The sequence below is a fragment of the Methylomonas montana genome, from assembly GCF_030490285.1.
In the GTDB taxonomy this organism is placed as follows: Bacteria; Pseudomonadota; Gammaproteobacteria; order Methylococcales; family Methylomonadaceae; genus Methylomonas; species Methylomonas montana.
The window spans coordinates 3,050,976-3,077,127 of sequence record NZ_CP129884.1 but is presented as its reverse complement, the minus strand read 5'-3'; the positions used below and the strand labels follow the sequence as shown (position 1 = coordinate 3,077,127).

Genomic DNA, 26,152 nt, shown 5'->3' with positions numbered 1-26,152 from the left:
CCCTACCGGCATTGATTGATTCGGAGGGTGGTATGTCCCAATTTTTTTCCAAGCTGGTGGTTGGTCAACATAGCGATGAATTTCAGCAGCAGGAACTTAGTCTATGGGATGACCAAGAATTAGCCGTATTCAGCTATTATCATAGCGATGAAGACCAAGCCCTAAACGCCTTGGTCTTCAAAGTTCGCAGAAATCCGAAGGATTTGCTGGCACATCTGCGTCGTATTTATTTTTGTTATCAACAGCGTTTGTCCGCCCAACTTTACGCTGCCTTGTTGGATTTTGTCATCGTGCTGCAGGGCAAGGGGCGAACCCTTAGTCGCAGGATGATCGAAGCTAGCCGCTCGCAATTGGATAGTCGGCAGTTGCAGAGTTTAACGCAGGCTGCTGGTCACGATAGGCTCGGCAATGCTTACTCATTGTTTAGCACGGGCCAAATAGGGCGATGCGAACTGGTTGATTATCAGCAACAAGCCGAAACACAACATGATTTTTTGGTGTTGGCTAACGACTTTATCGAATACAGCCAGCTCGAACAGGCCATGGAGGCGTTAGAAACTGGTATTGGCTTGCATCCGGATCGGCAGGATTTGCAACAAGCTTTATTGGAGCTATACAAATCAACCGGCAACCGCGAGCGCTTTCAAACCTTCCGGCGAACATTTAGTGAATCAGGCGTGTCGCTGGTAAAAGAATGGCTGGTGACGGCGAATTTTTTTGAAGGTCATTCATTATGAATAAAACGTCTAAGAAAGCGTTTCGAATCGCCTTGTACGGCATGGATAGCCGAACCTGCAAAACCATGGAGATGTATCTGAAAGGTCCTTGTCGTGGCGCGGCTGTCGTGGTTGGCGAAGCCGACGCGGATATCGATATGATCGATGCCGATCATGTTAAGGCCAAGGAAATTCTGCACACCAGAAAAGCCGCAGCACCGGATAGGCCGGTGATTTTGTTGTCTTTGCAAACTCTGCAAATCGATAATACTTTTTTTATCAAAAAGCCTGTCAATGTCGAGCAAATTCTGGCGGTACTGGACAAAATCAAAACCATCGGCACGGCACGTAAACCGGTTGCCGAGGCGCCGAAACCTGCTAAAACCGCGATCGCTTCTCCCGCAGTGGCCTTGGAACCGTCCAAAGTTGAACCGCCAAAGCAAGTGGCTATCGATGTGTATGTCAACAAGTCCGCCGACGTTAAGCCGATTGTCACCGAAGAGCACCAAAAAACCGCCAAGCATCAATCGGCCATGCAGCTCAATGAAGGGGGCTTTACCGCATTTTTGGGGACCTTGAGCGACGTCGATTTTGACGATGAAACCCAAGTGTTGACCGCCTGTTACGACTCAAGACAGTTTTTCCTGGGTTACGTGCAATCGGCTTATAAGACTGCCGAGCTACAATCTCGAGTGTTGCAACTCAATTCAATCTGGAAGCCGTTGATTATTTTTCCGGAGAGTCAGGAAATCTGGCTGGATGCCGACGATAAACAGACTAGAGCCTTCGCCGGTATGCCATTAGGCAAGAGCTCTATCAGCCAGATGACCTTAACCGCCGTAGACTTGACAAAGACGACCAATCGGGCGTTGGACAAGTTTCAGGACATGCATGCCTTTATCTGGAAATTGGCCATTTGGACTTCCAAAGGCCGTTTTCCGATTGGTTTGGATATTCAGCGGCCGGTATTCTTGGCAAGATGGCCTAATTTTACCCGGCTGGTGATTACGCCCGATGCTCTGCGGATTGCCGCATTGCTTGTGGAAGCGCCTAGAACACCCTTGGAAGTGGCTAGTTTGTTACAGATAAGCCCTCAGTATGTCTTTGCATTTATTAGTGCTTGCCACGCCATAGGCATATTGCGGCAGAGCGAGCGCCAGGCCGATATGGTAATCACGGCGGAGCCGACCAAGAAACCCAAAAACGAAGGTTTATTAAGCAAAATTCTTAGCAAATTGCGTGGCGCTTAACAACCGATAAGGAATCTCGATGAGCCAATACAAAATTATTTTCACTGGTCCGGTGGGTGCCGGCAAGACAACGGCGATTAATGCCATCAGCGACGTACCGCCGATTAAAACAGACGCCGCGGCTAGCGATATGACCAAAAATCGTAAATCGTCAACCACTGTTGCGATGGACTACGGGGTGATGAATTTGGCCGGCGGCGAAAAAATTCACTTATATGGAACGCCCGGCCAAGAACGCTTCGATTTCATGTGGGACATTTTAACCGTGGGCGGCATCGGCCTGATTTTATTACTGGATAACACCCGTGCTGATCCATTCCAGGATATGAAGTTTTTCCTGGATGCATTCGGTAAGTTTATCGGCGATACCACCGTGGCAATCGGGGTGACGCAAATGGATCTGAGTAACAAACCCAACATAGAAGATTACCATCTCCACTTACAGGGATTTGGTCTGAAACCGCCGGTTTTCGCGGTGGATGCCAGGGAAAAGAACGACGTTTCGTTGCTGGTGCAGGCCTTATTGTATTCGCTGGATCCGGGCTTGGCAGGGTAATTGCGATGGATAAATTCAAACTGATCGATGGCTTGTATTTGTACCCGACACCCGCAGGTGCTTATTACGCGGTTTCCTCTCCGGAGGCCGACAAGACGCGGCGATTTTTAATCCGCTTGCTGCAGCAGGAACAGACACCGGCTTTAAATGTTCAGCAATTGCTAAAGCTAATGGAAACCGACGACGAAGAGAAGGCCTTGCAATTATTGTTGTATTGCCAAAAGCTGGGTTGGGTGCAGGGCGTCGATGCTGTCATGCAGTCGCCACAAGGGGCGCTGGAGGATATTTTGCCGGACTTGTTGGGGAAAATATCGGAAAGCGGCAAGGTATTGCTGGCCGACGATCAGGGATTTTATTTGGCTTGCAGCGGCTTTCCTCATGAAGTGGCCGAGGAGTTGTCCGCCCTTAGCGCCGAATTGGCGACGGTGCATAAGCGTCGTTCCGGATTGTTGATTAACAATATGGGTATATCCAGTCATGCCTGGGCTATCGTCGATCCTTTCGGCAACAGTCAAATTGGTTTTTGGCCCATGTTCATAGGTAGCCACCGTTTCGTACTGGCGATAACGGGGATTCCGCATTTTAACCATGCCGAGTTCGTGACTTTGGCCTGGGCTTTGATTACGCGTTATTTAAAGAAGAGCGATTGACGTTTCAAACTGAGCGCTTTGCAACATCACACATTGGAGAGGAATTGAATTATGAAAGCGGATATGCTGACTTCGGTTTTGACCGAACTGAACGGAACCTCGGCGGATATTGAAGCATCGGGCGTGATTTCCACCGATGGCTTGATGATGGCTTCGGTATTGCCGGCTGGAATGGACGAAGACCGGGTTGGCGCGATGAGTGCCGCGATGCTGTCCTTGGGCGATAGGACAGCGCAGGAGTTGAATCGTGGCAGTTTGGAGCAGGTGTTGATCAAAGGCGCTAGAGGCTATGTGCTGATGACCTATGCCGGCAATGAAGCGGTATTGACGGTACTGGCGAAGCCTAATGCCAAACTGGGGTTGATCTTTCTGGACGTCAAGCGTGCCGCGGAAAGCATTTCCGAAATGTTGTAATCCTCGAACGGCAATCTGGAGTAAATCATGATCGTTGATATGAAACCGGAAGACATCGTTGGCGAGTACCAGGATACGACTCTTACCTATTACGACGGCAAATCCCGAAAAGTGCTGTATACCGAGATCGAAACGCCTTATCCGGACGGCAAATTGATTGTGTCCACCACTAGCCCGGATGGCGTCATCACTCACGTAAATCGTTCGTTTGTGGAAATGTCGGGTTACAGCGAAGCCGAATTGCTCGGCGCGCCGCACTATATTCTTAGGCATCCGGACATGCCGGCCGTTGCCTTCAAAGACTTATGGGATACGGTGGCCAGAGGCGAAAAATGGCAGGGTTTTGTCAAAAACTTGCGTAAGGACGGCGGTTTTTATTGGGTAAAAGCCACGGTGATTCCCAATGTGCGTGGCGGCAAGGTGGTGGGTTATACCTCGGTGCGTAGAAAACCTTCACGCAGTAAAGTTGATGAATGCATCAAGCTGTATCCGACACTTTTTTGATTAGAGGAATCGTCATGTCTTTCATGTTTACAGTGAGTCCGGATTTCGCCCCAGATCGCCTGTCGGGTTGGTATATCTTCAATACCTGGTTGCAAAAACAAACCGGCGAAGCGATACATCTGGAGATGTATAACCACTATCATGACCTGCATCAGGCGATAGCATCCGATAAGATCGATCTGGTCTACGCCAATCCCTTCGATGCGGCGATGTTGGTGAGAGAAAAGGGGTTTTTGCCGCTAGTCCGTGCCAATGGCGAATCGGACGAAGCGATTATCGCCGTCAACGCCGACAGCCATGTCCACGATGTGGCCGAGTTGATGCCGAACACCCGGGTGGCATTCACAGACGATCCCGATGTGCGTTTGATGGGTATGATTATGTTGGAACCGGCCGATTTGGGGGCCGAGAATATCGTGCCGCTGCTGTCGGATAATCACGTACTGGTTGCCAAACACCTGTTAAAAGGCGAGGCGGATGTCGGCATCATTTTGGCAGAGGCGTACGATAATCTGTCCAGTGTGATTAAAAAGCAGTTGCGGATATTGGTGCGTAGCCAAATCAGCGTGATTTATCATTCCTTGATGATAGGCCCCAGACTGCAAAGCCGGCGCGATGATATTCAGAAAATACTGGTCGAGATGGATAAAGACGAAAAAGGCAGCGGTGTTTTGGCCAGCCTGGGCTTTAACGCATGGCAACGCATCGAGGATGAAGAAATGGAATTCATGATCGATTTGATGGATACCCTGAATACTTGAGTTTCCCTTTGGGTCGAAATTAATTGTTATGATCGAGCCGATCACAGTTGATTTTCTCCGCCATGGCGAAGCCCGAGGCGGACAGTATTACCGAGGTATCACCGATGATCCGTTGACCGAGCGCGGTTGGCGACAGATGTATAGCCAATGCGGGGAAGGGCAGTGGGATGCGGTGATTTGTTCGCCGTTACGGCGTTGCCGTTCGTTTGCCTCAGCCTGGTGCGAACAGCAGCAATTGGAGTTGCTGGTCGAACCGGCGTGGATGGAAATCGATTTTGGCGATTGGGAAGGCCAGACAGCCGAACAAATCGGCCTGCATTCGCCGGACGCATTACAGGCTTTTTATCTCGATCCGGTCAAATATCCGCCACCCAATGCCGAAACTTACCCAAACTTTGCCGAAAGAGTGCGTAATGGCTGGGAAGGTCTGTTGGCTGATCGTGCTGGGCAAAAATTGCTGGTGGTGACGCATGCCGGGGTGATTCGGGCATTATTTGCGCATGTATTCGATATGCCGGCCACGCATAGCTTTCGGATCGAAGTTCCCCACGGCTGCTTGACGCGTTTTACCTGCTTCGACGATGGCAACGGTCGTTTTGTGCAGCTTAACTTCCACAAGCCGGGCTGATTTTCTTCTATACTGGCCACACACTTGATTTTGGCGCGGCGATTTTGACTAACCGATTCTTACCTATCCATCTAGGCGCGCCAGGCGAAGAGATCAGCAAAAAAGATCTACACGCAGTGGCTCAGCGTTTCAAGAATTTCAATCAGCTGCGTTTGCAGCAGGTACAGGGTTTCCTGCAACCCCGCCAGCAAGATTTCTTGAAGCTGTTGCCTTTGTTATTTCATCAGAATCATCCCTTATTACCCGGTTTCGTATCGCTGGAAGGTCCGGCCGGTATTCCCGATTACACGCCCAATAAGCAGACGACCGACGTCGCCAAACAGTTTTCCAAGGGCTTTGCTTATAAACGCAAGGCGCTTAGGCATTATCCTATCCAGGCTATCTTTCTCATGGGTAGCGCCGGTAGTATGGCTTTTTCAAAAGACAGCGATATTGATATCTGGCTTTGTCACTCGCCAAGCCTGGCGGACGATGAACTGAATGAATTGCGCCAAAAAGCTCAGGAAGTGGAAAAATGGGCGGCATCGTTAAAAATTGAGGTGCATTTTTTTCTGATCGATGCCGAACAGTTTTTACGCGGCGAAAATACACCCATTTCCAAGGAAAGTAGCGGCGAGACCCAGCATTATTTGTTATTGGAAGAGTTTTACCGAACCTCGATTTATATCGCCGGGAGGGTGCCGGTTTGGTGGCTAGTGCCTCCGCAGCAGGAAAAAAACTACAAACAGTATGTCGCGCATTTGCTGGAAAATCGGTTTGTTTCGGAAGCGGATGTCATCGATTTCGGCGGGCTGCAAGATATGCCGCTGGCCGAATTTGTCAGCGCCACGCTTTGGCAAATATATAAATCCCTGACGTCGCCACATAAATCGTTGTTAAAACTGCTGCTCATGGAAAGTTATGCCAGCGAATTTCCCGACCCGCAATGGCTATGCGTCTCTTTGAAACAAGCTATTTATCAGGGCGATTTCAGCGTCGATAGTATGGACCCTTACTTGCTGATCTATCGTAAAGTCGACGAATATCTTCGCCAAGCGCATTCCCGGCAGCGGCTCAATCTGATCCGGGAATGTTTTTACATAAAAATCATGGCGGCTTCCGAAAATGCGACGGAAAACCGGATACGCCTGCGGCGTGAAGATTATTTGTACAGTGTAGCGACCCAATGGCAATGGCCGGATGATCTGCTGGACAATTTGGCCAGTCAAAAATTTTGGGATATTAAAAAGGCGAGTGTCGAACATGTCGTGATTCGCGATCAATTGCAGCAATGTCTACGGATGATTTTGAAATTCGCCGGTTTGCCGTTGGATCAGGCTCAGCTGGGAAACAAGGACTTGACATTGATCACCCGTAAATTACGGGCCGCACTGGATCAGCGCCCTGGCAAGATCGAAGTATTGACCACCCGAGCCACCGTTCAGGCCAAGCCCGATCTTTTGGTCATCGTGGAGGTCACTGCCGACGATACGCCGACAAACTGGTGTTTATACATCGATAGAATCACCTCGCAGCAAGCTTTCCCGGAAACAATTATCAAGCAAGGCGAGAGTTTGCTGGAAGTTTTGTGCTGGGCGGTGGTGAACGGTTTATATAAAAAATCGCTTAATCTGCAGTTGGTGACACAAAGTCTTAAAATAGCCAATAACGATTTATATCAGCTATTTAGCGAGCTGAATGCGTTATTAAGCCGTTATATGGGCGGTAGGGAAAACGATCTGGAGGTATACGGTACGCCCAATCGGATAGCATCGTCGCTGGTACTGATCAATCTTGGCGAAAGCCTGGCCATTGATGCTAATAGTCAGCAATTGGTGATGAGCGATCGCTCCGATCCGCTCAGTTACGGCGACAGTCGGCAGTGTTTTGTGCAGAGTATCCAAAAATTGTCGGTGTCCAACTGGGGGGAAGCAACTTTACAACGCTATGTCGGGTTGGATGGCGTTTTCAATTGCCTCATCGATATTTTCAATAATAGCGTTACTCCCATCACGGCCGACAAGCTGCAAGTATTGTGTTACACCCCGGTGCGCGGCAGAAGCATCACTTTCCGCATAGAAGCTTTGTTCGGCAATTTGTTGAAGTGTTTTGCTGCGGAATCTAACGGCTTACAACGCTATATTATCGCCGCCGAAGCCGGTTATTGCGTGTTTCAGATCAAAAGCGACAGCTTGAGCTATTATCGGCTGGATACGCATAATCAGCTGTTACAGGAATTGGCCAAGCCGTCTGAACAGTTTTCCCCGGTGTTTTTTGATGCTTATGTGCTAGATCAAACGTTTATACCGTTTCTGTACAGCCATAATGCCGCCGATGTGATTCAGCTGTTCTACCATGCGACTAGCAAATACATTGGGGTTTATGTCATCGACGAAAAAGGCGCGCTGTTTGTGCGTCAGCACAACAATGCCAATCCGGAACATGTATTGACGCATTATTCCGTCTTTTTGGCTACCTTATTGGCACAAGCCCAATTGGCGGAAGGGTCAACGGTTAAATGTTACGAAATCCAGAGAAACTCTGCGGGTGTATTGTCCTGTCAGGCTGTGCAAGTAAGGCTTAGCGCCAGTGTGATGGATCTGAGAGTCAGGATTGCCAGCGAGGAGGCCGGTAGCCTGGCTATTTATTGCAACGAACGGAAATTTTCCGTCGCTAATGCCGATAGTTTTAAACAAATCAGAGCGCATATACTGGGCTTCCGGAAAAGTCACGACGACTATCCCTTTCATATCACTGAAATAGACGTACCTTGCCGAGTGCTGGGCGTGGAGCATGTCGAGCTGTTGCAGACCGTGCATTTCCTGAACTATAAACAAAAAATAGAAGATAAATTAAATATTTAACTTTCCTGTCGGTTGGCCGCTACCTTGCTGGAAACAAGTATGCCGAGGGGGCTGCCATGATTATCGAGAACTCCGCCATCAAATTTCAAGGCCAGCATCAGCTGCAACAGCTGGCCAAGCGTAGCGAATCCTTGCGGTTTTGGACCGATAACTCCGAGAAAAAGCCCGACAGAGCCGAACACGCTCGAGACTACGGGCGACTGAAAGATACGGTTAAACTGAGCGATGCTGCAAAAACGGCATCGACCGAAACACAGTCTGTCGATACCGATCAACCGCTGGATTCCATGGATAATCTGACCCTGCAAATCATCAGGCGCCTGGTTAAAGAAATCACCGGTCACGACTTCAAATTATTGTCGCCCAAAGACTTCGCGGGCGAAGCCGATCAACTCAGCATACAAGCGCCGCAACAACCGCCGGCCGCCACGCCGTCCGCGCCGGCACGCGAAGGTTACGGTTTGGTTTATCAGCAATCGTCTTCTTACTTCGAGAGCGAGACCACCAGCTTCAGCGCGGAAGGCAGTATCGCCACCAAAGACGGGCAAAGTTTCAGTTTTTCGGTGTCCTTGTCGATGAGCCGCTCATTCTATACCGAGTCGAATTTGAGCATCCGCGCCGGCGATGCGGCGAAAACCGATCCTTTGGTGATCAATTTTGAAGGCACTGCCGCCGAACTTAGCAGCACGCGCTTTCAATTCGATATCGACGCCAACGGCAGTCTGGATCAAATCGCCGGCTTGAAGGCCGGTAGTGGTATGTTAGCGCTGGACAAAAATCAGGACGGGCAAATCAACGACGGTTCCGAACTGTTCGGACCTAAAACCGGCAACGGTTTTGTCGAACTAGCGGCTTACGACGACGATAAAAACCAGTTCATCGACGCAGCGGATGCGATCTATGCGCAGCTAAGAATCTGGCAGCGCTACGACGACGGCTCGCAACAACTGTTGGCCTTGGGCGATAAAAACGTCGGCGCGATTTATTTGGGCCACCTCACCACGCCGTTTCAAATCAAAGACGCGGCTAACCGGACGCTGGGCGAGGTCGCCAGCAGCGGCATTTATTTAACGGAGCAAGGCACCGCCGGAAGTGTGCAGCAGCTTAATTTTGCGGTTTGATTGCATGATTAAAGAGGCATCGTTCGACACCCTATAATCTGGTTCTCAGAGGCTGCGCGACTTGGCCAAGTCGCGCAGCCGAGTGCCGATCAATAAGGGGTGACGGGCGACAGGGTTTCGTCCAAATCATCCAGATTAAATTCCTCTTCGGGCGGCACGTTGCCGTCGTGAACCAGATAATGGCGTTGCGAAATATAGGCGGCACGGAAAAACGCATACCGATCCAAGGCCGCTTCGCTGGCGATTTTCTCGTTTTCTAAATTATCGGCACGTAAATCAGCCGCATTCAGCGCGCCCAAACCGCCCGATACCGCTCGCGATGTCCAGGCTGACGTAAAATAAAGGCCGGTGTAGCTGATGGGGTTCATCGCGGTGTCGCCCAACAAGCCGAACAAGCCGCGCGGGGAACTCGGCCCCAGAAAGGGCAGTACTAGGTAAGGGCCAGGCTCAACGCCCCAATAGCCCAAGGTTTGATCGAAATCCTCCTTGTGCCGGGGTAAGTCGATTTCGCTGGCGACATCGAATAAACCGCCCAGTCCGGCCGTGGTATTGACCAAAAAACGGGCGCCGTCCATGCCGGCCATTAATAGCTTGCCCTGTAAGGCATTATTAATCAGCACGCGCACCTCGCCGATATTGCCGAAAAAATTGCTGACGCCGGTGTCGACAAAGCTAGGCGTTATCCAACGGTAACCCCGGGCCACCGGTTTCATCAGATAATCGTCGAACCGATCATTAAAGGTCTGTACTTTTCTATTCCAGCCTTCCCAGGGATCCTGGGAATCGGCGACTGGTGTCGTCGCACAACCGCCCAGTAAAACCGCTGCGCCGAAAATATTGAGCATCGTATTGGTTTTTCCGATTTGCATGAGTGTTACCTTGGGTCTGGAATTATCTTTGGCCGCGCTTACGTTGAAACATAACACATAAACCCCTGAACAGTTACGATCGATCCGGTCAAGTGCTCTTAAGCTTGGAGCCGGGCCAGCCAAGCGCGACATACTAGCAGCGCTTTGCTCAGCAAAGGTTTTAAAACTTGCGAAGCATGCCGCACAAAGCGGCTGGTCAGCTTGACGGAATCGGTCCGGGCCGACGCCGCCAAGCGCTGCCAGTCGATTTGCCGATCGGCGACCAAATCATGCCGGTATAGCCAGTGCAGCAGGCCGCTCAGGAATAGCAGCGCAGGCGTAAGGCCTATGAAGAACCACAGCAAGCGGCCGCCTTTGCCGAAGGCTTCGCCGGTATGCAGCGGCCAGAGCCAAGTGGTGAAGGTCTGGCCAGCCGAAAATTTGCTGGGGTTTTGCACGTCGCGAATCTGGCCGCTCCAGCGGTCCACCCAGACCGTGGTAAACGGATGGTGTTGATTGATCTCGTGGGGTTGGCGCAGATTGATCCGATAGGTACCCAATTCGCCGACCGGCGTGGTAATACGCCGCACTTCCGAACTGGGGAACGGTCCGCGCGCGACCAGTATGGCTTCGCTAAGGCTGACCGGTCGGTCGTTGGGTATCGCGGTGCTGCGGACATTGGGGCCGGCATCGCCGTGACCCATGCCGGCAGCGGCGGTCAAACTTTCCAGCAGGCTAGGGTAGGCCAAATGAAAGCCGGTAAAAGCTAGCAGCAATAAAATCGCCGAACTGCCTAATCCCAGCAGTCTATGCAGATCGAATACTAAGCGCATCAAGCCGGCATCGTGACGCACCGTAAAAGCGCTACGCAGTTGCCGCCAGCCCGGCCACCATAAGTACAAGCCGCTCAGCACCGACAGCATCAACAAGCAGCCGAGTGCAGCCAGTGCGTTGCGGCCGAAGCCGTCCAACTGCAACTGAGTATGTAGATCCAGCAGCCAAGTCGTCAGCGTTTGCCCCCAAAACCGGCTGGCCGCTACTTCGCCGGTATAAGGATTGACCGACACCATCAGCGGCGCGTAAAACGCGTCGACGCTTTCCTTGGGTGTTTCAAACCAGGCGGTAATCATGCCGTCCGGCGAGCGCGGCATCTCCAAGGTCCAGGCGCCATGCCGATTGGGGTGAGCGGTGCGTACCGAGGCGATAATCTTATCCAGCGACAAGGCTGGGCCTGACGGCGTGGCTATGCTTAGTTGGGGATTGAACAGACTATCCAACTCTTCCCGGTAAATACTTAAACTGCCGGTCAGGCCGATCAGCGCAAACAGCAAACCCAGGCTCAGTGCCAGGTAAATATGGCATAGCCGCCACCATTTTCGGCCGTTGACGATGAAGCGCGGACGGACGATCAAGGGATGCTGAGTTTCTGACATTTCTGGTTGGAATCGGTTGGTTTTATGATTGAAGTGGTTTAACAAGCGGCACGGCGAGCATGGTTTGCTGCCTGATGGGTGCTATTTTGCAGGATTAAATCGGTCATCACCAGTAGCCAGCCCATTGGCCCACCACGACAACCCTAAAAAATCCGCTAGACTGCGTTGATCAAGATTAGCCGCTGATATTATTTGGTAGGGAGTAAAGGCTTGTTTCACGAAGGAAAGACTATGTATAAACGGTGATTGGGTGAGCTTGATCAGCTTGTCGTTCCTGTTGGGCATTGTCGCCGTTCAACAATTTAGCCGATTACCCGACATGTTTGAATTGGCGGCGCTGACTTGCGCTTGTCTGCTGTCGGCTTATCGGCGTTATTGGCGGATTTTTGCGTTGTCGGGCGGAATATTGTGGGCGAGTCTATACGGTAGCTGGCGCATGGACCAGCAATTACCGGATGCCTATCAAAATGCTGAAGTGGCGGTGCGGGGTTACATTTCCAGTTTGCCGCAAGCCCAGGCGCAAAGGCTGAGTTTCGATTTTGTGGTGACAGAACCGGCTAGCGATTTTCCGGACAAGATTCGTTTGAGTTGGTATTACCCGGATCTGAGTTTGGCTGCCGGGCAAGCCTGGGAATTGAACGTAAAACTGCGAAAACCGCATGGCCGGCTCAATCCCGGCGGTTTCGATTATGAGGCCTGGCTGTTTGCCAATCGGATTGGTGCGACCGGTTATCTACGGGCTAAACCGGTGCCGCGCCGCATCGATATTTCACCTGGCATCGCCCAATATTTTGCTATTTTCCGACAAGCGATTGCCGACCGGCTGGATGCGGCTTTGCCGGGCGGCGAGCAACTTGGGGTGATCAAAGCCTTGACGATAGGCAGTCAGAACACCATCACCCAGCAGCAATGGCAGGTGTTCAGAACCACCGGTGTCGTGCATTTGATTGTGATTTCCGGCTCGCATATCAGCTTGATTGCCGGCCTGGTTTATCTTTGGGTCCGCCGGCTTTGGGCTTGGACGGGTATACTCGGCGTAGCGCCGCAACGGGCAGCGGCTTTGTCTGCCTGGCTGGCGGCATTGTTTTATGCCGGTTTGGCCGGTTATTCGGTGCCGACCTTACGGGCGGTGATCATGCTCGGCGTGGCCTTGGCGGCCATCGCCTGGCAACGTAATACCGCGCCGATGCAGATATTGTTGCTGGCCTTAGTGGCTGTGCTGCTGTTCGATCCCTTGGCGGTGTTGTCGGTGGGTTTCTGGTTATCGTTCGCGGCGGTGGCCTTGTTGATTTATATCTCGGCGGGCAGGCTGGCAAGGCGGTCGCATTGGCGCGAAGCCGCGCTGGCTCAATGGGCGACAGCAGTCGGCTTGTCGCCGTTATTAATCGTGTTTTTTCAGCAAGTGTCGTTGATATCGCCGGTCGCCAACTGGCTGGCCGTGCCGGTGATCGGGATATTGATCGTGCCGGCGGCCTTGTTGGCGGTGGTTTTGCTGTTTGTCTGGCCGTGGCTGGCGTCGTTGATGTTGACTGTGCTGGATTATATGCTGCAAGGCTTGTGGTGGCTGCTTTCGGTGATGGCGGACTTGCCTTTGGCCAGCGTGTCTTGTCTGCCGCCGCCTTGGTACGGCATGGCATTGGCGGGTGTCGGCATTTTGCTGTGGCTGGCGCCGCGCGGTTTCCCCTGCCGTCATTTAAGCCCCTTGCTGTTTCTGCCGCTGCTAGTGGTCGCGGGGGATAAACCCAAACCCGGCGAAGCCTGGTTGAGCATGCTGGATGTCGGGCAGGGCTTGGCGACGGTCGTCCAAACCGCCGAACATACTCTGGTGTTTGATACCGGCGCCCGTTATTCGGAATTTTCCGATATGGGCGATTCGGTGTTGTTGCCGTTCCTGAGCGAGCAAGGCATCGCGCGAATCGATGCTTTGGTGATTAGTCATGGCGATAACGACCATGCGGGCGGCGCGGAAACCTTATTGAAAGAGTTGCCGGTTGAGCGAACGATGAGCAGCGTCGCTGCATGGGCCGAACGCCCACACGGCGAGTATTGCCGGGCTGGACAAGCCTGGCGCTGGGATGGCGTGGACTTTACAGTGCTGTCGCCGCCGGAAGCGGAATTCGCCGGGGAAAACGATAATTCGTGTGTGTTGCGGGTTGAGGCGGGGCGGCATAGCTTTCTGTTGACGGGCGATATCGAGCAAGCGGCGGAAAGCTGGCTAGTGCATCAATACGCTGAAAAATTAGCCAGCAGCGTGTTGTTGGCGCCGCATCATGGCAGCAAAACCTCCTCCAGCTTGGCTTTTCTGGAACGAGTCGATCCCGAGCTGATATTAATTCCGGCCGGCTATCTGAACCGTTTCGGTTTTCCGCATCGGCAGGTTGTCGAGCGTTATAAACAGCTGGGGATACCTTGGTTAAGTAGCGCAAACCAAGGCGCTGTTAGCCTTTCCAGCGCCGATGAGCCGATAAAGGTGCAGTCGGAACGCGAGCGGCGCCGACGTTATTGGATGACACCGGCACCGCAGCACTAGAGCACTGTCCGCAGATAAATTTTGCCGCCGTACCGTTTCTGCCTATACTCTCGGCAACCCAATATGGAGCATTGCAGTGGATAACGAAAATCGCACCCGAATTCGCTTTAACCCGGAAGGATTGGCGGCGCATATCATTATCGATCCGCCACCGCCGGGCGGCGAAATCATCATCGACGGCCAAGTGGTCGACATGAGTTACAGCGGCATCAAGATTCGTTTGAAGGAACCTCTGGGGCAGGCTGTGGAAGATGCAGAACTGCGAATTTCGATCGTGTTGCCGGAGTCGAGAGTGCCGGTATCGATACACGGCATGATCAAGCATATCCACGAGAAGCGCGAGTGCGGCCTACAATACAATCTGGATAAACACAGCGAGGACGAGTTCGACGAGTTGATGTTCGAGTGTGTCAAGCTGGCGCCACATAATGGCGAAGGCTAGGCTTGCGATGAGCAAGCGTTTGGCTTATGGCTGGTTGATGCAATGCTGGCGTAATCTTAACGGTGATGCAGCCTACGAACGTTACCTGGCACATTGGCGGAGCCACCATCTCGAGGAAGCGCAAGCCCCGCTCAGTCGCAAGGCGTTTTTCGCCGCCGAGACCCGGCGTAAATGGAGTGGAGTCAAGCGCTGCTGCTGATTGAAGTCTAATCGGTTAGCCGTTCCCGAAGCCGGGAACGGTTCTGAGGATCATTGCTAGAAAATACCTGCCCTTAATCGATCGTCTCGATCCAATTGCAACGCTCCTTGACGATCGGTGCAGTGCGCTCGTTGGCGATGCCTTTGGCGATCAGCGCGATGACGCGGTCGTCGGTATCGTAGCCGATATGGGCATCCATCGGGTTGGCTAGCTTGCCCAAACCGAACGCGTCGTAGACTCTAGCGACATTGATGTTGATATTGGTGACATTGAAGCAGAGTCGTGAGTCTAGGTATTTATTGACAAAGTCGTCAGGGATCGCATAACTCAATAAATCGTTCGGATCGCTGAAAGCGATGATGGATGTTTTGGACAGAAAACGTTCGGTGTACTTCTCGCCATTGGCGCGGCAATAGGCGTTATCCTGATTGCTGATTTCCGGCAAGGCCCGCCCCAATTGCAGCATCGGCAATTGGTTGGACATCATGTAGATTGGTACTTCCTTGTTTTTCAACACATTGTTTAATGCCGTGTAATAGGTGGCGGTTTCGCCATTACCTAGTATCGAGGCGATATGTTGCAATCCGTCGATGGTGATACGGCTGCCCAGGCTGTGCGAGACGAAGGCATAGCTGTCGTTGTAAAACGGCGTGACGTTTTTTGATGAGCACACTTGATGGACATCGTCCGGCAGACTATCCCAGCCGCCGCTAATCATCCAGCAAAACGATTGGGCGAACGCCACCAAAATGTCCTCGCGTTTTTCGCCCAGATAAATAATCGGGTCCGGGCCGGTATCGTTGGAAAACTTCTTCAGCAGATCGTTGACCTCGGCGCGTCGAAACGACTGTTCGCCGGAATTATCGTAAGACAACACTTCCTTGTCCTTGGCGGTAATTTCCGACCAAGTAAATTCGTAAAACAGCATTTCCTGGTCTTTATTCTGGTCCAGATAGCGATGGATCCGCAGATTGCCCATAGGCTTGGCCGGGTCTTTCGGATCGGCCAGCGCGATATTTTTGTCGTTTTTGGCGGTGACATTCAGCTCCAATTCCTTGGCCAGTTTTTCCATGAATTGGGTGGAATAGCCGGGCGGGTGATTGCCGACCCCGTGTACCATCAACAGTTTCATCTTGCGGTTGGGTACCTGCAACTGCGGCTTAATCCCGTTGAATTTTTCGCCCTTAATCTCGCAGATGCGAGTGTCTTCTTCTTCCTGTTTTTCCAGAATGGCTTCGGTAATGCCCTTGCCGATGCTGGCGCAGCCGCTTAACAGCACGCTGACCATTAAGAGCAGCAGCTTGATGTCGATTTTTTTCATGAGGTGTCTATTGGATTGCTGGAGTTTGATGTCGATCAAGAAGCGGGTTTTTTCGGCCCGGTTTGCCCGTCTATCTCGATAGGTGGATTTTATGACAAATCGTCGCGCGGCGCATGACGGCGACCGGCTATGCGGATCGGACGGGCCAACGGCGCTGGCCCGTCCGGCTGCGAGGGGATTATTCCTTATCCAGTTTTTTCTTGGCGGCTTCGGCTTCGGCGCCGATTTTTTCCACGGTTTCCCGGTATTTGGCCTGGGCCCGATTGGCATGGTCGGCGATGATGCCGTTATCGGTATTGGCTTCCTTGATCAAGCACTCGAAATAATCGCGGGATTTCTGCTGCCAGGTATTAATCGCGGCAATGCTTTTGTTGTAGGCATCGATGTTGCCGCCGTCCACAGTAGGCGCTTCCGGGACGCTGCCGCAGCCGCTGGGTTGCCAGCTGCCGTTGGCCAGAGAGCCGGCACTGGCCTGGCTTGCGAAGAAAGTCGCCAACAGAATGGCTAACGGTAAGATGGGTTTCATCGGCTTACTCCTCTTTACGGTAAAAAATAGACTTCGTTTGTTCCGGGATAGACAATCCGGATTGACGGTCGGGTCAGATTATTCCTTAACTTGGCGATAATGCCAGTGACGGTGGTTGATAGTCTTTAGCTGAGCATTTGCCGGATATTCTCGATTTCATCCTTGGCCTGGTCGAGAATGTTGAGGCTGAGATCGGCATCGAGATTACCGGCCGCCAATTTCTTATAGGCCGGCAACTCGTCCAGTTTCGGCATTTGCTTGATGTCTATCTTGCCGAAAAAACTGTGCAATTGCGAGATCATCACGATGTCCGCATAACTGGCTTTCTCGCCGCTATCGCGGTGCCAGTTCTCGGCATGGATAATCACATCTTCAAAATCGCTGGGAAAATCCCATTTTCGGACGATTTGCACACCGATGGGCGCGCGCAGTTCACGCACCGCGTCGGCCAGATCGGTGGGATTTTCCAGAATATCCGGCTGGCGATCGGCATAAGCCAGGATAGGCACCACGCCGATGTCGTGAATCAAGCCGGCCAGCATGGCTCGGTCCGGATCGAAGCCGGGGGTTTTATGGGCAAACACCGCGCTGATCGCCGCGACGTAACTGCTGTGAGCCCATAAGTCCTGCATCTTGCGGCGGATCACCGGCGATTTGGCATTGAATACCGCTTTTAACGCAAAGGCGGTAATGATGTCCTGCGCCGCTTTCAAGCCCAGCCGGGTCAAGGCTTCCGGACAGCTTTCGATGCGGCGCCGGCCGCGGTACAGCGGGCTATTGGAAATCTTCACCAAACGGGCGGTGATGCTGGGGTCGATTTGCACGACTCTGGCGATTTTATTGCTGTTGGCGCTGGGCTCGTTGATGGCGCGGCGGATTTTTACCGAGACGTCGGGAATGGTCGGCAAGGCCAAGGAATCCGATTGCATGTATTTAAAGCAATCTTGATAGAGGCGATTTTTTGCCAGCTTGGCGGACAACGGATGGGATTGGGTTTCGGTCATGAACTTTGCTTTATTCGGACAAGAGGCGGGGTTTGGTTTAAAATCCGCCCCTGCATTTTTAAACGTATTTCTAAGTATAGACACGCTATGAATATAACAGGCCCGGATGTTATCACAACCCTAGTCAGCATCAGAGACTATATTCGCTGGGCCGCCAGCCGCTTTGCCGAGCATGAGATCTTTCTCGGACACGGCACAGTCGCGCCGCTGGACGAGGCGGCGGCGATCGTGTTGCATACAGTGCACCAGCCTTATGATCTGGATCATGCCTATCTGGATGCGAAATTGACCTTGGCCGAACGCGAGGCGGTGGTTGCGTTGATCGAGCGCCGGATTAACGAGCGCAAGCCTTCCGCCTATCTGACTCACGAAGCGATCTTTGCCGGCCTGTCGTTTTATGTCGACGAACGGGTGCTGGTGCCGCGCTCGCCGATTGCCGAGCTGATCGCCGAACGCTTCGAGCCTTGGGTGGACGAAACCCAGGTGTTCAATATTCTGGATTTATGCACCGGTAGCGCCTGTATCGCCATCGCTTGCGCTTACGCGTTTCCGGATGCGCAAGTCGACGCGGTGGAATTGTCAGACGATGCGATGGCGGTCGCGCAGATCAATGTGCAAAAACATCAGTTGGAACATCAGGTCGAGCTGTATCAATCCGATTTGTTCAACGAGTTGCCGGCCAAGCCTTACGACATCATTGTCAGCAATCCGCCTTATGTCGCCATCGCCGAATGGGAAAATCTGCCGGCAGAGTTTCATGCCGAGCCGGCCATGGGCTTCAAGGGCGGCGAACACGGTCTGGATCTGGTCTTGCGCATCTTGGTGGATGCCAAACATTATCTGGCGGAGCAGGGCATCTTGATTATCGAAGTCGGCAGCAGTGCCGAAACCTTGCAGGACATGTTCCCGAACGTGCCGTTCCACTGGCTGGAATTCGAGCATGGCGGCGACGGCGTGTTCCTGCTCACCGCCGAACAAGTCGATCTTTATCACTCACTCTTTGCTAGCGCTCTATAACTTATGTCCGGAAATACCATAGGCAAACTGTTCACCGTTACCACCTTCGGCGAAAGCCACGGCCCGGCGCTAGGCGCCATCGTCGACGGTTGCCCTCCCGGACTGGAATTGTCGGAGGCCGATCTGCAAGGCGATCTGGACCGGCGTAAACCCGGTACTTCGCGGCACACCACGCAGCGCCGCGAAGCCGACGAAGTGAAAATTCTCTCCGGCGTGTTCGAAGGCAAAACCACCGGTTGTCCAATCGGCTTGCTGATCGAAAACACCGATCAGCGCTCCAAGGATTACAGCAAAATCGCCGAAAGCTTCCGCCCTGGCCACGCCGATTACACCTATCAGCAAAAATACGGCATCCGCGATTATCGCGGCGGCGGCCGCTCCTCGGCGCGCGAGACGGCGATGCGGGTCGCGGCCGGCGCGATTGCCAAGAAATATTTGTTCCAGCAGCACGGCATTCAGGTGCGCGGCTATCTGTCGCAACTGGGGCCGATCAAAATCGAACAGTTCGACTGGGATGAAATCCCCAACAATCCGTTTTTTTGCCCGGATGCCGGCAAGGTTGCGGAAATGGAAAGCTACATGGATGCCCTGCGCAAGGAAGGTGAATCGATAGGCGCCAAGATAGAAGTAATCGCCAACAACGTGCCGCCAGGCTTGGGTGAGCCGATCTTCGACCGGTTGGATGCCGAACTGGCTTATGCCTTGATGAGCATCAATGCAGTAAAAGGCGTGGAAATCGGCGACGGTTTCGATTGTATCGATAGCAAGGGCACAAAATTCCGCGACGAAATCACCCCGGCCGGCTTTTTGAGCAATCATGCCGGCGGTATTTTGGGCGGCATTTCCAGCGGCCAGGACATTATCGCCCGGATCGCGTTGAAGCCCACTTCCAGCCTGCGCTTACCGGGGCGTAGCATCAATAGCAAAGGCGAGCCTATCGAAGTGGTCACCGAAGGCCGTCACGATCCTTGCGTCGGCATCCGCGCCACGCCGATCGCCGAAGCGATGGTGGCGCTGGTGTTAATGGATCATTTGCTACGGCATCGCGCTCAAAATCTGCATGTAAATTCCGGATTGCCGATCCTGCGCTGAATGAGCGTACCTTACTGGCGCTTATCCGGCTTTTATTTTTGCTATTTCGCCACGCTGGGCGCGTTTCTGCCGTTTTGGAGTCTGTACCTCAAGCAAGTCGGTTTCGTCGCTACTGAAATCGGCGAACTGACGGCCTTGCTGGTGGCCACCAAAATCATCGCGCCGAATTACTGGGGTTGGCTGGCCGACAAAACCGGCCGCAATCTGCGCCTGATCCGCGTCACGTCCTTGCTGTCGGTGCTGTGCTTCGCGGCGTTTTTGTACCGCAGCGATTATTTCTGGTTCGCCGCCGTGACGGTGATTTTCAGCTTCTTCTGGAACGCTACGCTGCCGCAATTCGAGGCGGCGACGCTGTTTCATCTGCAAGCCGAGCCGCAACGCTATAGCCAGATCCGGCTGTGGGGGTCGATAGGTTTTATCGCGGCGGTACTGGGCATTGGCCGCTTTCTGGATGATTTCAGCATTGCTTATTTGCCGTGGATTATCGGCGGCTTGATGCTGCTGAATTGGCTGATGGCGCTGATCACGCCGGAAGCCAGACCGCGCTTCGAACATAGCGACGCCGCCGGCATCCGGCAGATTTTACTGAAGCCGGAGTTGCTGGCTTTTTTGCTGGTTTACATGCTGCTGCAAGTCGCGCACGGCCCGTACTATGTGTTTTATTCGGTTTACTTAAAACAGCATGCTTATTCGGCCACCGAGACCGGTTTGCTGTGGGCCACCGGTGTCGCTGCGGAAGTGGTGCTGTTCATCGCGATGCGTCAGTTGCTGAAATGGTTTAAGCCGCGCGGTTTGCTGTTGGGGGCGCTCTTGCTCAGCGTGTTGCGTTGGCTGTTGATCGCCGATGGCGTCGATTCGTTGGCCTTGATTATTTGCGCGCAAGTTTTGCACGCGGCAACCTTCGGCGTGGCGCATGTGGTGGCGATGCAGTTGTTGTATCAATATTTCGGCAAACGCCACCAGAGCAAGGGCCAGGCGCTGTACAGCAGCGTCAGTTTCGGTGTGGGCGGCATGGTTGGCAGCCTGTATAGCGGTTATTTCTGGGATATATTGGGCGGGCGTCTGGTGTATATCATCGCCGCCATGGTCTGTTGCGTGGCCTTGCTGATTGCCTTTGTCGGCGTGGCCCGCGAATCTCGACCCGGATTGAGTTAAAATCGGCTGGTTTCAGCAATGAGGAATAGCAAAAGTGTTTGAGGTTATTAAAAACGGCGGTTGGATGATGGCGCCTATCATCCTGTGTTCAATTGCGGCGATGGCGATCATCGGCGAGCGCTTTTGGTCCTTGCAGCGCAAGCGCATTATTCCCACCGATCTGGTGCCGTATATCTGGCAATTGCATCGCGACAACAAGCTCGACGAAGCCACCATTCGCCGTATCAAGCTTAGTTCGCCCTTGGGCCGGATTCTGGCCGCCGGTTTGCTGAATCGCAAGCATGGCCGGGAGATCATGAAAGCCAGCATCGAAGAAGTCGGTCGCCAGGTGACCCACGATATGGAGCGTTATCTGAACGCCTTGGGCAGCATCGCCTCTATTACGCCCTTGCTGGGTTTGCTGGGCACCGTGGACGGTATCATTCGGGTGTTTTCCGATATTGCGGTCGGCGGCATGGGCGATCCTGCGGTGTTGAGTGGCGGTATTTCCGAAGCCTTGATCTGTACCGCCTCGGGCTTGACGGTGGCGATCCCCAGCCTGTTTTTTCATCGCTATTTCGAGCGCTTGGTTGACGATCACGTGGTGCGGATGGAAGAAGAGTCGCTGCGCCTGATCGACATCATGCAGGGCGAAAGAGAGGACATCTGATGGAGTTCCGCCGCAAACGCCGCACGCCGGTCGACATCGGCTTGATCCCGATGATAGACGTGCTGCTGGTCTTGCTGTTTTTCTTCATGGTCGCGACGACATTTCGCCATCATTCCGAACTGAAGATCAATCTGCCGGAGGCTCAAGGCAGCGAGGCCAACGAGCAAGGCAAGACCATCAATTTATACGTCGATGTCAAGGGTACTTATGCCTTGGCTGGCGACGACAACCAGTTCCACGAACTGGTCAACCAAAATCTGGATGGTTTGAAAGCCGCCTTGGCGCAAACGGCCGGCGAATCCAGACAGTTGCCGTTCATCATTAGCGCCGACGGCAAAGCGCCGCATCAAGCGGTGGTCAGCGCGCTGGATGTGGCCAATCAATTGGGTTTTCATCACATCACCTTCGCGATCAACCAACCGGAAAAACGATGAACAAAAAACTGGTCCGCTGGTTTGAGGATGCCTGGTACAAGGAGATGTATATCTCGGCCTGGTTCATGCCGTTGTCGATGTTTTATGTCGATGCGGTGCGCTTGCGGCGTTTTCTGTACCGCATCGGCGTATTGAAAAAGACCAAGCTGCCGGTGCCGGTCATCGTCGTCGGCAACATCACCGTCGGCGGCACCGGCAAGACGCCGCTGGTGATCTGGATGGTCGAGTTTTTGAAACAAAACGGTTATAAACCCGGCGTGATCAGCCGCGGCTATGCCGGTGCGGCCAGCAGCAGCCCGCAAGCGGTCACGGCCGACAGCGATCCGGCCCAGGTCGGCGACGAGGCGGTGCTGTTGGCCGTTCGCTGCGATTGTCCGGTGGTGGTCGGTGCCGAGCGGGTCGCGGCGGCGCGGCAATTGTTGTCTAGCCATGCTTGCGACGTACTGATCTCCGACGACGGCTTGCAGCATTATGCGTTGCAGCGCGATATCGAAATCGTGGTGATAGACGGTCAGCGTCGCTTCGGTAACGGTTATTGCCTGCCGGTCGGCCCATTGCGCGAGTCGCCGGAACGGGTCAAGCAGGTCGATCTGGTGGTCGTCAACGGCCCGGAAGAATTGCTGGAAGGCGAATTGCCGATGCAATGCCAAGGCCGGCAACTGGTCAATTTGCACAGCGGCGAACGTAAACCGCTTTCAGAATTCAAGGGCATGGCCGTTAATGCCGTCGCCGCGATCGGCAACCCCAAACGCTTCTTCGCGCAACTGGCCGGCGCCGGCCTGGACTGCCAAACCCACGCCTTCCCGGACCATCATCCGTTTAGTGCCGCCGATTTGCAATTCAACGACCAGCGCCCGCTGATCATGACCGAAAAAGATGCCGTCAAATGCCGTCGCTTCGCCACCGATCGTTACTGGTATTTACCCATCGATGCCGAATTGCCCGAGGCATTTTCCCAACAACTCTTGAAATTACTCAAAGACAAAACTCATGGATAAAAAACTGCTCGATATTCTGGCCTGCCCCTTGTGCAAAAGTTCGTTGATTTACGATAAGGATAAGCAGGAATTGATCTGCAAGGCCGATAACTTGGCGTTCCCGATTCGCGACGGTATCCCGGTGATGCTGGAAGACGATGCCCGCGAATTGAGTTTTGAAGAAGCGGAAGCCCTGCGCAAATGAGCGGCGGCTTTAAAGTCGTCATCCCGGCCCGTTACGGTTCCACCCGTTTGCCGGGCAAACCGCTGCTGGACATCGCCGGCAAGCCGATGATCGTCCACGTGTGCGAACGGGCGTTGGCAGCCGACGCCGAGCAAGTGGTGGTGGCGACCGACGACCAACGCATCTTTGACGCGGTCGGCGACCTGGGTTTGCAGGCGGTGATGACCGATCCCAACCACCAGTCGGGCACCGAACGCATTGCCGAAGTGGCGCGCGTTATGGGTTGGCAGGACGAGCAGATCGTCGTCAATCTGCAAGGCGACGAGCCTTTGATTCCGCCGGCTTACATCCGCGATGCCGCATTGGCTTTAGCCAGCCAGAATCAAGCCGGCATCGCCACCTTGGCCGCAAAAATGTTGGATGTGGAAGAAATTTTCAACCCGAATGCGGTTAAGGTCGTTTTGGATAAAAACGGTTATGCCTTGTATTTCAGCCGCGCGCCGATTCCCTGGAACCGTTCCACTTTCCCTGATAAACACGATCCCGCCGTTTCGTCTTTGCCGCATCTCAGACATATCGGCATGTATGCCTACACCGTCGGTTTTTTGCAGCGCTATTGCAGTTGGCCGGCTTCGCCGTTAGAGAGTGTCGAGTCGCTGGAGCAGCTTCGGATACTTTGGCATGGGGAGAAGGTGTTGGTGAAGATTGTTGATAAGGCGCCGGAGGCGGGGGTGGATACGGAGGAGGATTTGGTTAGGGTTTCTAGGCGTTTGCAGTCAAGAAAGAACTAAGCAATAGTGTTTTCAGAGCGGAACTCCTATAGGTATTGCGTGATAGATATAGACACACGTTACATTCAAATATTACGATATATGGAGCAGACCTTACTGTTGCTTGAAAAGCGTGTACCTCCACCACAACGAGTGCCTATAAAAGATGGTTTCGTCTATCGGTATGTTGAACGCACCATTCATCAAGCTCTGATTCAAAAACTCGCCCGAGTGATTAGCGGGTTGCATGCTGCCCGTCTGCTGCTTCAGCGCGGTTTCTTTCAGGAGCAAGCTGCTTTGCAACGAATGCTTGACGAATTTCACGAAGATATATCTATGCTTGCTTACGCTTGCATATACAGTGATATTACTGCATTGCATGAAGATTACCTTGCAGCCTTCTATGAAGAAGAATTTGACAATGAGAACGCTATTGAAGCTACGCAAAAGCGGCCAATGATTCCAAGAAGAAAAATCCGCGCTTATCTTGCTAAGATCGAAGGAGCCGCCCTTGATCAAAGCCGCGGCATCGAACTCTCGAGAACAGTGAGCAAGGCATATTCAGGCTATGTACATGGAGCATCTCCTCACATCATGGATATGTATGGCGGTCGGCCTTCGCAGTTTCTTGTTACCGGTATGCTCGGTACTGAGAGGGAGGAAGAGCACAGTGAAGATTTGTGGAACTATTTCTACAGAGGAATCATATCTTTTGCGCTCGTAGCCAAGGCATTCGGTGATGATCAGCTTTTTGATCAAATTCGTAACTACAGAGATGAATTTGAAAAGCAGTCAGGGAAAAGTTATGCGTAGATTGATTGGCGCGTTTTTATAACCATGACAGTTATAGATTATTTGTAGCGTTTCGCTATCGCGAAGCCTAATTTAATCGGGTGCGAGAACCCGATTAAACCAAACCGTCGCGATAGCGACGCCTTGTAATTGTTATTCAAATTGGTTGAAAAACGTTCGTTCCGTAGACACAAACAATGACCATCATCAACCTCTCCCAAGAACCCCACCACATCCCAATCCTAGCCAAATGGCACCACGCCGAATGGTCTGATCTCAATCCCGGCCAAACCCTGGGACACCGCATCGAAAGAATGCAAGCTTATTTAAGTGACAAATTAGTTCCGAGCACCTTCATTTATAAACATCAAGGCCAACTGGCCGGCTCGGCGGCGATTATTCAAAGCGACATGGATACCCGCCCGGAACTGACACCTTGGCTGGCCAGCGTCTACGTGGCACCGGAATTTCGCCGGCAGGGCATAGGCAGCAAGTTGGTCGAACATGTGATGCGGCAGGCCAAGGCTGCCGGCATCGCCAAGCTGTATTTATTCACGCCGGATCAGGCGGATTTCTACAAAAAACTCGGCTGGACGGCAATGGGAGAAGAAACATATCGCGCTTGTCCGGTTACGGTTATGCAGGTTGCGCTGAACAACTAGATTGTTGCCATCTTTTTCACGAAGCCTGACGCGGGTCTGTTAAGGTAGTTCCTCGGCGAACATACTGGGCGCCTTTCTGCCAAACCGGAGCCATCACCATGCGTAAGCGAATCATCGTTCCCATTCCTCAGGAAGCCGAGATGCCAGACCAGGACTGGCTGAATCCGGAGGATATTGCCGAGCTGGAAATCAGCTCGGAAGACCCGGACTATCCCATTGAGTTTGCCTTGCTAGCCGACCAGGTGTCCGGTTGGCGCGCCGCCGGCCCAGGACCGCAAATCATTCGGCTGATTTTCAAGCAGCCGCAAGCGCTACGACGGATATTTCTTAAATTTGTCGAGACCCAGGCCGTACGGACTCAAGAATATAGCTTGCGCTGGTCGGCGGATGCTGGGGAGACATTTGAGGACATTGTCCGGCAACAATGGAATTTCAGTCCGAGTGGCTCGACCTGCGAAATCGAAGATCATCCTGTGCAACTGTCCGCGGTGACCGTGCTGGAGTTATGCATTATTCCGGATATTGGCAAGGATGCCGAGATTGCCAGCCTGGAGCAGCTACGGCTGTCATGACTGTCTGCATGACTGTCTGCATGACTGGGTCGCCGCTGGTTGCTTAAGGTGCTAAGTATTTAATAGATCAACCGCTTTAAATCGCTGGCGGCAAGGAAGCTA

29 protein-coding genes are annotated in these 26,152 nt (G+C 53.0%); 24 read left to right on the top strand and 5 right to left on the bottom strand.

The features are described from left to right. Positions 1-32 precede the first annotated feature (32 nt). From QZJ86_RS14150 to QZJ86_RS14105, 10 genes are read left to right on the top strand one after another with little or no spacing between them, the layout of a single operon-like run. On the top strand, positions 33-737 hold the full coding sequence (locus tag QZJ86_RS14150) for a type IV pilus assembly protein FimV (protein ID WP_301671070.1): 705 nt from the start codon (positions 33-35) through the stop codon (positions 735-737). Then, positions 734-1,966: a hypothetical protein gene (locus QZJ86_RS14145; RefSeq protein WP_301671069.1), complete on the top strand. Its 1,233-nt coding sequence runs from the start codon at positions 734-736 to the stop codon at positions 1,964-1,966. The genes QZJ86_RS14150 and QZJ86_RS14145 overlap by 4 nt, the downstream gene beginning before the upstream one ends. A gap of 19 nt (positions 1,967-1,985) precedes the next feature. After that, on the top strand, positions 1,986-2,522 hold the full coding sequence (locus QZJ86_RS14140; RefSeq protein ID WP_301671068.1) for a GTP-binding protein: 537 nt from the start codon (positions 1,986-1,988) through the stop codon (positions 2,520-2,522). A gap of 5 nt (positions 2,523-2,527) precedes the next feature. Next, complete coding sequence (locus QZJ86_RS14135; RefSeq protein ID WP_301671067.1) at positions 2,528-3,172, top strand: hypothetical protein; 645 nt, start codon at positions 2,528-2,530, stop codon at positions 3,170-3,172. A 51-nt stretch (positions 3,173-3,223) separates the two neighbouring features. Further along, the gene (locus tag QZJ86_RS14130; RefSeq protein WP_301671066.1) at positions 3,224-3,586 is read left to right on the top strand and encodes a roadblock/LC7 domain-containing protein; all 363 of its coding nucleotides are present in this window, start codon (positions 3,224-3,226) and stop codon (positions 3,584-3,586) included. Positions 3,587-3,613: 27 nt separating this feature from the next. Beyond that, positions 3,614-4,090 carry a PAS domain-containing protein gene (locus tag QZJ86_RS14125; protein WP_301671065.1) on the top strand — a complete coding sequence of 159 codons (477 nt, stop codon included), beginning with the start codon at positions 3,614-3,616 and terminating at the stop codon, positions 4,088-4,090. A 14-nt stretch (positions 4,091-4,104) separates the two neighbouring features. Beyond that, positions 4,105-4,851: a phosphate/phosphite/phosphonate ABC transporter substrate-binding protein gene (locus QZJ86_RS14120; protein WP_301671064.1), complete on the top strand. Its 747-nt coding sequence runs from the start codon at positions 4,105-4,107 to the stop codon at positions 4,849-4,851. A gap of 28 nt (positions 4,852-4,879) precedes the next feature. Continuing rightward, positions 4,880-5,479, top strand: coding sequence for a histidine phosphatase family protein (locus tag QZJ86_RS14115; protein ID WP_301671063.1), 600 nt, complete (start codon positions 4,880-4,882; stop codon positions 5,477-5,479). A gap of 44 nt (positions 5,480-5,523) precedes the next feature. Next, positions 5,524-8,322 (top strand): class I adenylate cyclase, encoded by a 2,799-nt coding sequence (locus QZJ86_RS14110; RefSeq protein WP_301671062.1) that lies wholly within the window; start codon positions 5,524-5,526, stop codon positions 8,320-8,322. A gap of 56 nt (positions 8,323-8,378) precedes the next feature. Beyond that, positions 8,379-9,443 (top strand): hypothetical protein, encoded by a 1,065-nt coding sequence (locus QZJ86_RS14105; RefSeq protein ID WP_301671061.1) that lies wholly within the window; start codon positions 8,379-8,381, stop codon positions 9,441-9,443. Positions 9,444-9,532: 89 nt separating this feature from the next. Here the strand turns inward: QZJ86_RS14105 and QZJ86_RS14100 are convergent, their stop codons facing one another. Together QZJ86_RS14100 and QZJ86_RS14095 are read right to left on the bottom strand one after the other, a co-directional pair. After that, positions 9,533-10,312: an MlaA family lipoprotein gene (locus QZJ86_RS14100; RefSeq protein ID WP_301671060.1), complete on the bottom strand. Its 780-nt coding sequence runs from the start codon at positions 10,310-10,312 to the stop codon at positions 9,533-9,535. 98 nt (positions 10,313-10,410) lie between these two features. Further along, entirely contained in the window at positions 10,411-11,724 is a 1,314-nt protein-coding gene (locus tag QZJ86_RS14095; RefSeq protein ID WP_301671059.1) for a PepSY-associated TM helix domain-containing protein, read from the bottom strand. 250 nt (positions 11,725-11,974) lie between these two features. On the opposite strand from QZJ86_RS14095, the gene QZJ86_RS14090 reads away from it, so the two are divergent. The 3 genes from QZJ86_RS14090 to QZJ86_RS14080 all read left to right on the top strand — a co-directional run bounded on the left by QZJ86_RS14090 (position 11,975) and on the right by QZJ86_RS14080 (position 14,895). Beyond that, positions 11,975-14,254 (top strand): DNA internalization-related competence protein ComEC/Rec2, encoded by a 2,280-nt coding sequence (locus tag QZJ86_RS14090; protein ID WP_301671058.1) that lies wholly within the window; start codon positions 11,975-11,977, stop codon positions 14,252-14,254. Positions 14,255-14,330: 76 nt separating this feature from the next. Beyond that, positions 14,331-14,696 carry a PilZ domain-containing protein gene (locus tag QZJ86_RS14085; RefSeq protein ID WP_301671057.1) on the top strand — a complete coding sequence of 122 codons (366 nt, stop codon included), beginning with the start codon at positions 14,331-14,333 and terminating at the stop codon, positions 14,694-14,696. Positions 14,697-14,703: 7 nt separating this feature from the next. Continuing rightward, positions 14,704-14,895 (top strand): YbdD/YjiX family protein, encoded by a 192-nt coding sequence (locus tag QZJ86_RS14080; RefSeq protein ID WP_301671056.1) that lies wholly within the window; start codon positions 14,704-14,706, stop codon positions 14,893-14,895. Between the two features lie 73 nt (positions 14,896-14,968). On the opposite strand, the gene QZJ86_RS14075 is transcribed toward QZJ86_RS14080, so the two are convergent. The 3 genes from QZJ86_RS14075 to QZJ86_RS14065 form a co-directional block, all read right to left on the bottom strand. Beyond that, a complete protein-coding gene (locus tag QZJ86_RS14075; protein ID WP_301671055.1) occupies positions 14,969-16,216 on the bottom strand; it encodes a hypothetical protein in 1,248 nt (415 codons plus the stop codon). Between the two features lie 178 nt (positions 16,217-16,394). Further along, positions 16,395-16,742: a hypothetical protein gene (locus tag QZJ86_RS14070; RefSeq protein ID WP_301671054.1), complete on the bottom strand. Its 348-nt coding sequence runs from the start codon at positions 16,740-16,742 to the stop codon at positions 16,395-16,397. A gap of 125 nt (positions 16,743-16,867) precedes the next feature. Further along, complete coding sequence (locus QZJ86_RS14065; protein ID WP_301671053.1) at positions 16,868-17,746, bottom strand: HDOD domain-containing protein; 879 nt, start codon at positions 17,744-17,746, stop codon at positions 16,868-16,870. Between the two features lie 87 nt (positions 17,747-17,833). Here QZJ86_RS14065 and prmB point away from each other — a divergent pair, with 87 nt between their 5' ends. From prmB to QZJ86_RS14010, 11 genes are all read left to right on the top strand, one after another. Continuing rightward, the gene (gene prmB, locus QZJ86_RS14060; protein ID WP_301671052.1) at positions 17,834-18,763 is read left to right on the top strand and encodes a 50S ribosomal protein L3 N(5)-glutamine methyltransferase; all 930 of its coding nucleotides are present in this window, start codon (positions 17,834-17,836) and stop codon (positions 18,761-18,763) included. A gap of 3 nt (positions 18,764-18,766) precedes the next feature. Next, positions 18,767-19,855, top strand: coding sequence for a chorismate synthase (aroC, locus tag QZJ86_RS14055; protein WP_301671051.1), 1,089 nt, complete (start codon positions 18,767-18,769; stop codon positions 19,853-19,855). Next, complete coding sequence (locus tag QZJ86_RS14050) at positions 19,856-21,010, top strand: MFS transporter (protein WP_301671050.1); 1,155 nt, start codon at positions 19,856-19,858, stop codon at positions 21,008-21,010. A 34-nt stretch (positions 21,011-21,044) separates the two neighbouring features. Beyond that, positions 21,045-21,659: a MotA/TolQ/ExbB proton channel family protein gene (locus tag QZJ86_RS14045; RefSeq protein WP_301671049.1), complete on the top strand. Its 615-nt coding sequence runs from the start codon at positions 21,045-21,047 to the stop codon at positions 21,657-21,659. Then, on the top strand, positions 21,659-22,093 hold the full coding sequence (locus tag QZJ86_RS14040) for an ExbD/TolR family protein (protein WP_301671048.1): 435 nt from the start codon (positions 21,659-21,661) through the stop codon (positions 22,091-22,093). The genes QZJ86_RS14045 and QZJ86_RS14040 overlap by 1 nt, the downstream gene beginning before the upstream one ends. Continuing rightward, positions 22,090-23,091, top strand: coding sequence for a tetraacyldisaccharide 4'-kinase (gene lpxK, locus QZJ86_RS14035; RefSeq protein WP_301671047.1), 1,002 nt, complete (start codon positions 22,090-22,092; stop codon positions 23,089-23,091). The genes QZJ86_RS14040 and lpxK overlap by 4 nt, the downstream gene beginning before the upstream one ends. After that, on the top strand, positions 23,084-23,275 hold the full coding sequence (locus QZJ86_RS14030) for a Trm112 family protein (protein ID WP_301671046.1): 192 nt from the start codon (positions 23,084-23,086) through the stop codon (positions 23,273-23,275). Before lpxK ends, QZJ86_RS14030 begins: the two co-directional genes overlap by 8 nt. After that, positions 23,272-24,045: a 3-deoxy-manno-octulosonate cytidylyltransferase gene (gene kdsB / locus QZJ86_RS14025; protein WP_301671045.1), complete on the top strand. Its 774-nt coding sequence runs from the start codon at positions 23,272-23,274 to the stop codon at positions 24,043-24,045. The genes QZJ86_RS14030 and kdsB overlap by 4 nt, the downstream gene beginning before the upstream one ends. 81 nt (positions 24,046-24,126) lie before the next feature. Beyond that, on the top strand, positions 24,127-24,837 hold the full coding sequence (locus QZJ86_RS14020; protein WP_301671044.1) for a hypothetical protein: 711 nt from the start codon (positions 24,127-24,129) through the stop codon (positions 24,835-24,837). Positions 24,838-25,013: 176 nt separating this feature from the next. Next, complete coding sequence (locus tag QZJ86_RS14015) at positions 25,014-25,478, top strand: GNAT family N-acetyltransferase (RefSeq protein WP_301671043.1); 465 nt, start codon at positions 25,014-25,016, stop codon at positions 25,476-25,478. A 98-nt stretch (positions 25,479-25,576) separates the two neighbouring features. Next, complete coding sequence (locus tag QZJ86_RS14010; RefSeq protein WP_301671042.1) at positions 25,577-26,050, top strand: carbohydrate-binding protein; 474 nt, start codon at positions 25,577-25,579, stop codon at positions 26,048-26,050. Positions 26,051-26,152 lie beyond the last annotated feature (102 nt).

What these genes read in the sequence shown, in the direction of transcription:
- QZJ86_RS14150 (WP_301671070.1), top strand. Translation starts at nt 33, where the DNA reads ATGTCCCAATTTTTTTCCAAGCTGGTGGTTGGTCAACATAGCGATGAA.
- QZJ86_RS14145 (WP_301671069.1), top strand. Translation starts at nt 734, where the DNA reads ATGAATAAAACGTCTAAGAAAGCGTTTCGAATCGCCTTGTACGGCATG.
- QZJ86_RS14140 (WP_301671068.1), top strand. Translation starts at nt 1,986, where the DNA reads ATGAGCCAATACAAAATTATTTTCACTGGTCCGGTGGGTGCCGGCAAG.
- QZJ86_RS14135 (WP_301671067.1), top strand. Translation starts at nt 2,528, where the DNA reads ATGGATAAATTCAAACTGATCGATGGCTTGTATTTGTACCCGACACCC.
- QZJ86_RS14130 (WP_301671066.1), top strand. Translation starts at nt 3,224, where the DNA reads ATGAAAGCGGATATGCTGACTTCGGTTTTGACCGAACTGAACGGAACC.
- QZJ86_RS14125 (WP_301671065.1), top strand. Translation starts at nt 3,614, where the DNA reads ATGATCGTTGATATGAAACCGGAAGACATCGTTGGCGAGTACCAGGAT.
- QZJ86_RS14120 (WP_301671064.1), top strand. Translation starts at nt 4,105, where the DNA reads ATGTCTTTCATGTTTACAGTGAGTCCGGATTTCGCCCCAGATCGCCTG.
- QZJ86_RS14115 (WP_301671063.1), top strand. Translation starts at nt 4,880, where the DNA reads ATGATCGAGCCGATCACAGTTGATTTTCTCCGCCATGGCGAAGCCCGA.
- QZJ86_RS14105 (WP_301671061.1), top strand. Translation starts at nt 8,379, where the DNA reads ATGATTATCGAGAACTCCGCCATCAAATTTCAAGGCCAGCATCAGCTG.
- QZJ86_RS14100 (WP_301671060.1), bottom strand. Translation starts at nt 10,312, where the DNA reads ATGCAAATCGGAAAAACCAATACGATGCTCAATATTTTCGGCGCAGCG.
- QZJ86_RS14095 (WP_301671059.1), bottom strand. Translation starts at nt 11,724, where the DNA reads ATGTCAGAAACTCAGCATCCCTTGATCGTCCGTCCGCGCTTCATCGTC.
- QZJ86_RS14080 (WP_301671056.1), top strand. Translation starts at nt 14,704, where the DNA reads ATGAGCAAGCGTTTGGCTTATGGCTGGTTGATGCAATGCTGGCGTAAT.
- QZJ86_RS14075 (WP_301671055.1), bottom strand. Translation starts at nt 16,216, where the DNA reads ATGAAAAAAATCGACATCAAGCTGCTGCTCTTAATGGTCAGCGTGCTG.
- QZJ86_RS14070 (WP_301671054.1), bottom strand. Translation starts at nt 16,742, where the DNA reads ATGAAACCCATCTTACCGTTAGCCATTCTGTTGGCGACTTTCTTCGCA.
- QZJ86_RS14065 (WP_301671053.1), bottom strand. Translation starts at nt 17,746, where the DNA reads ATGACCGAAACCCAATCCCATCCGTTGTCCGCCAAGCTGGCAAAAAAT.
- prmB (WP_301671052.1), top strand. Translation starts at nt 17,834, where the DNA reads ATGAATATAACAGGCCCGGATGTTATCACAACCCTAGTCAGCATCAGA.
- aroC (WP_301671051.1), top strand. Translation starts at nt 18,767, where the DNA reads ATGTCCGGAAATACCATAGGCAAACTGTTCACCGTTACCACCTTCGGC.
- QZJ86_RS14050 (WP_301671050.1), top strand. Translation starts at nt 19,856, where the DNA reads ATGAGCGTACCTTACTGGCGCTTATCCGGCTTTTATTTTTGCTATTTC.
- QZJ86_RS14040 (WP_301671048.1), top strand. Translation starts at nt 21,659, where the DNA reads ATGGAGTTCCGCCGCAAACGCCGCACGCCGGTCGACATCGGCTTGATC.
- lpxK (WP_301671047.1), top strand. Translation starts at nt 22,090, where the DNA reads ATGAACAAAAAACTGGTCCGCTGGTTTGAGGATGCCTGGTACAAGGAG.
- QZJ86_RS14030 (WP_301671046.1), top strand. Translation starts at nt 23,084, where the DNA reads ATGGATAAAAAACTGCTCGATATTCTGGCCTGCCCCTTGTGCAAAAGT.
- kdsB (WP_301671045.1), top strand. Translation starts at nt 23,272, where the DNA reads ATGAGCGGCGGCTTTAAAGTCGTCATCCCGGCCCGTTACGGTTCCACC.
- QZJ86_RS14020 (WP_301671044.1), top strand. Translation starts at nt 24,127, where the DNA reads ATGGAGCAGACCTTACTGTTGCTTGAAAAGCGTGTACCTCCACCACAA.
- QZJ86_RS14015 (WP_301671043.1), top strand. Translation starts at nt 25,014, where the DNA reads ATGACCATCATCAACCTCTCCCAAGAACCCCACCACATCCCAATCCTA.
- QZJ86_RS14010 (WP_301671042.1), top strand. Translation starts at nt 25,577, where the DNA reads ATGCGTAAGCGAATCATCGTTCCCATTCCTCAGGAAGCCGAGATGCCA.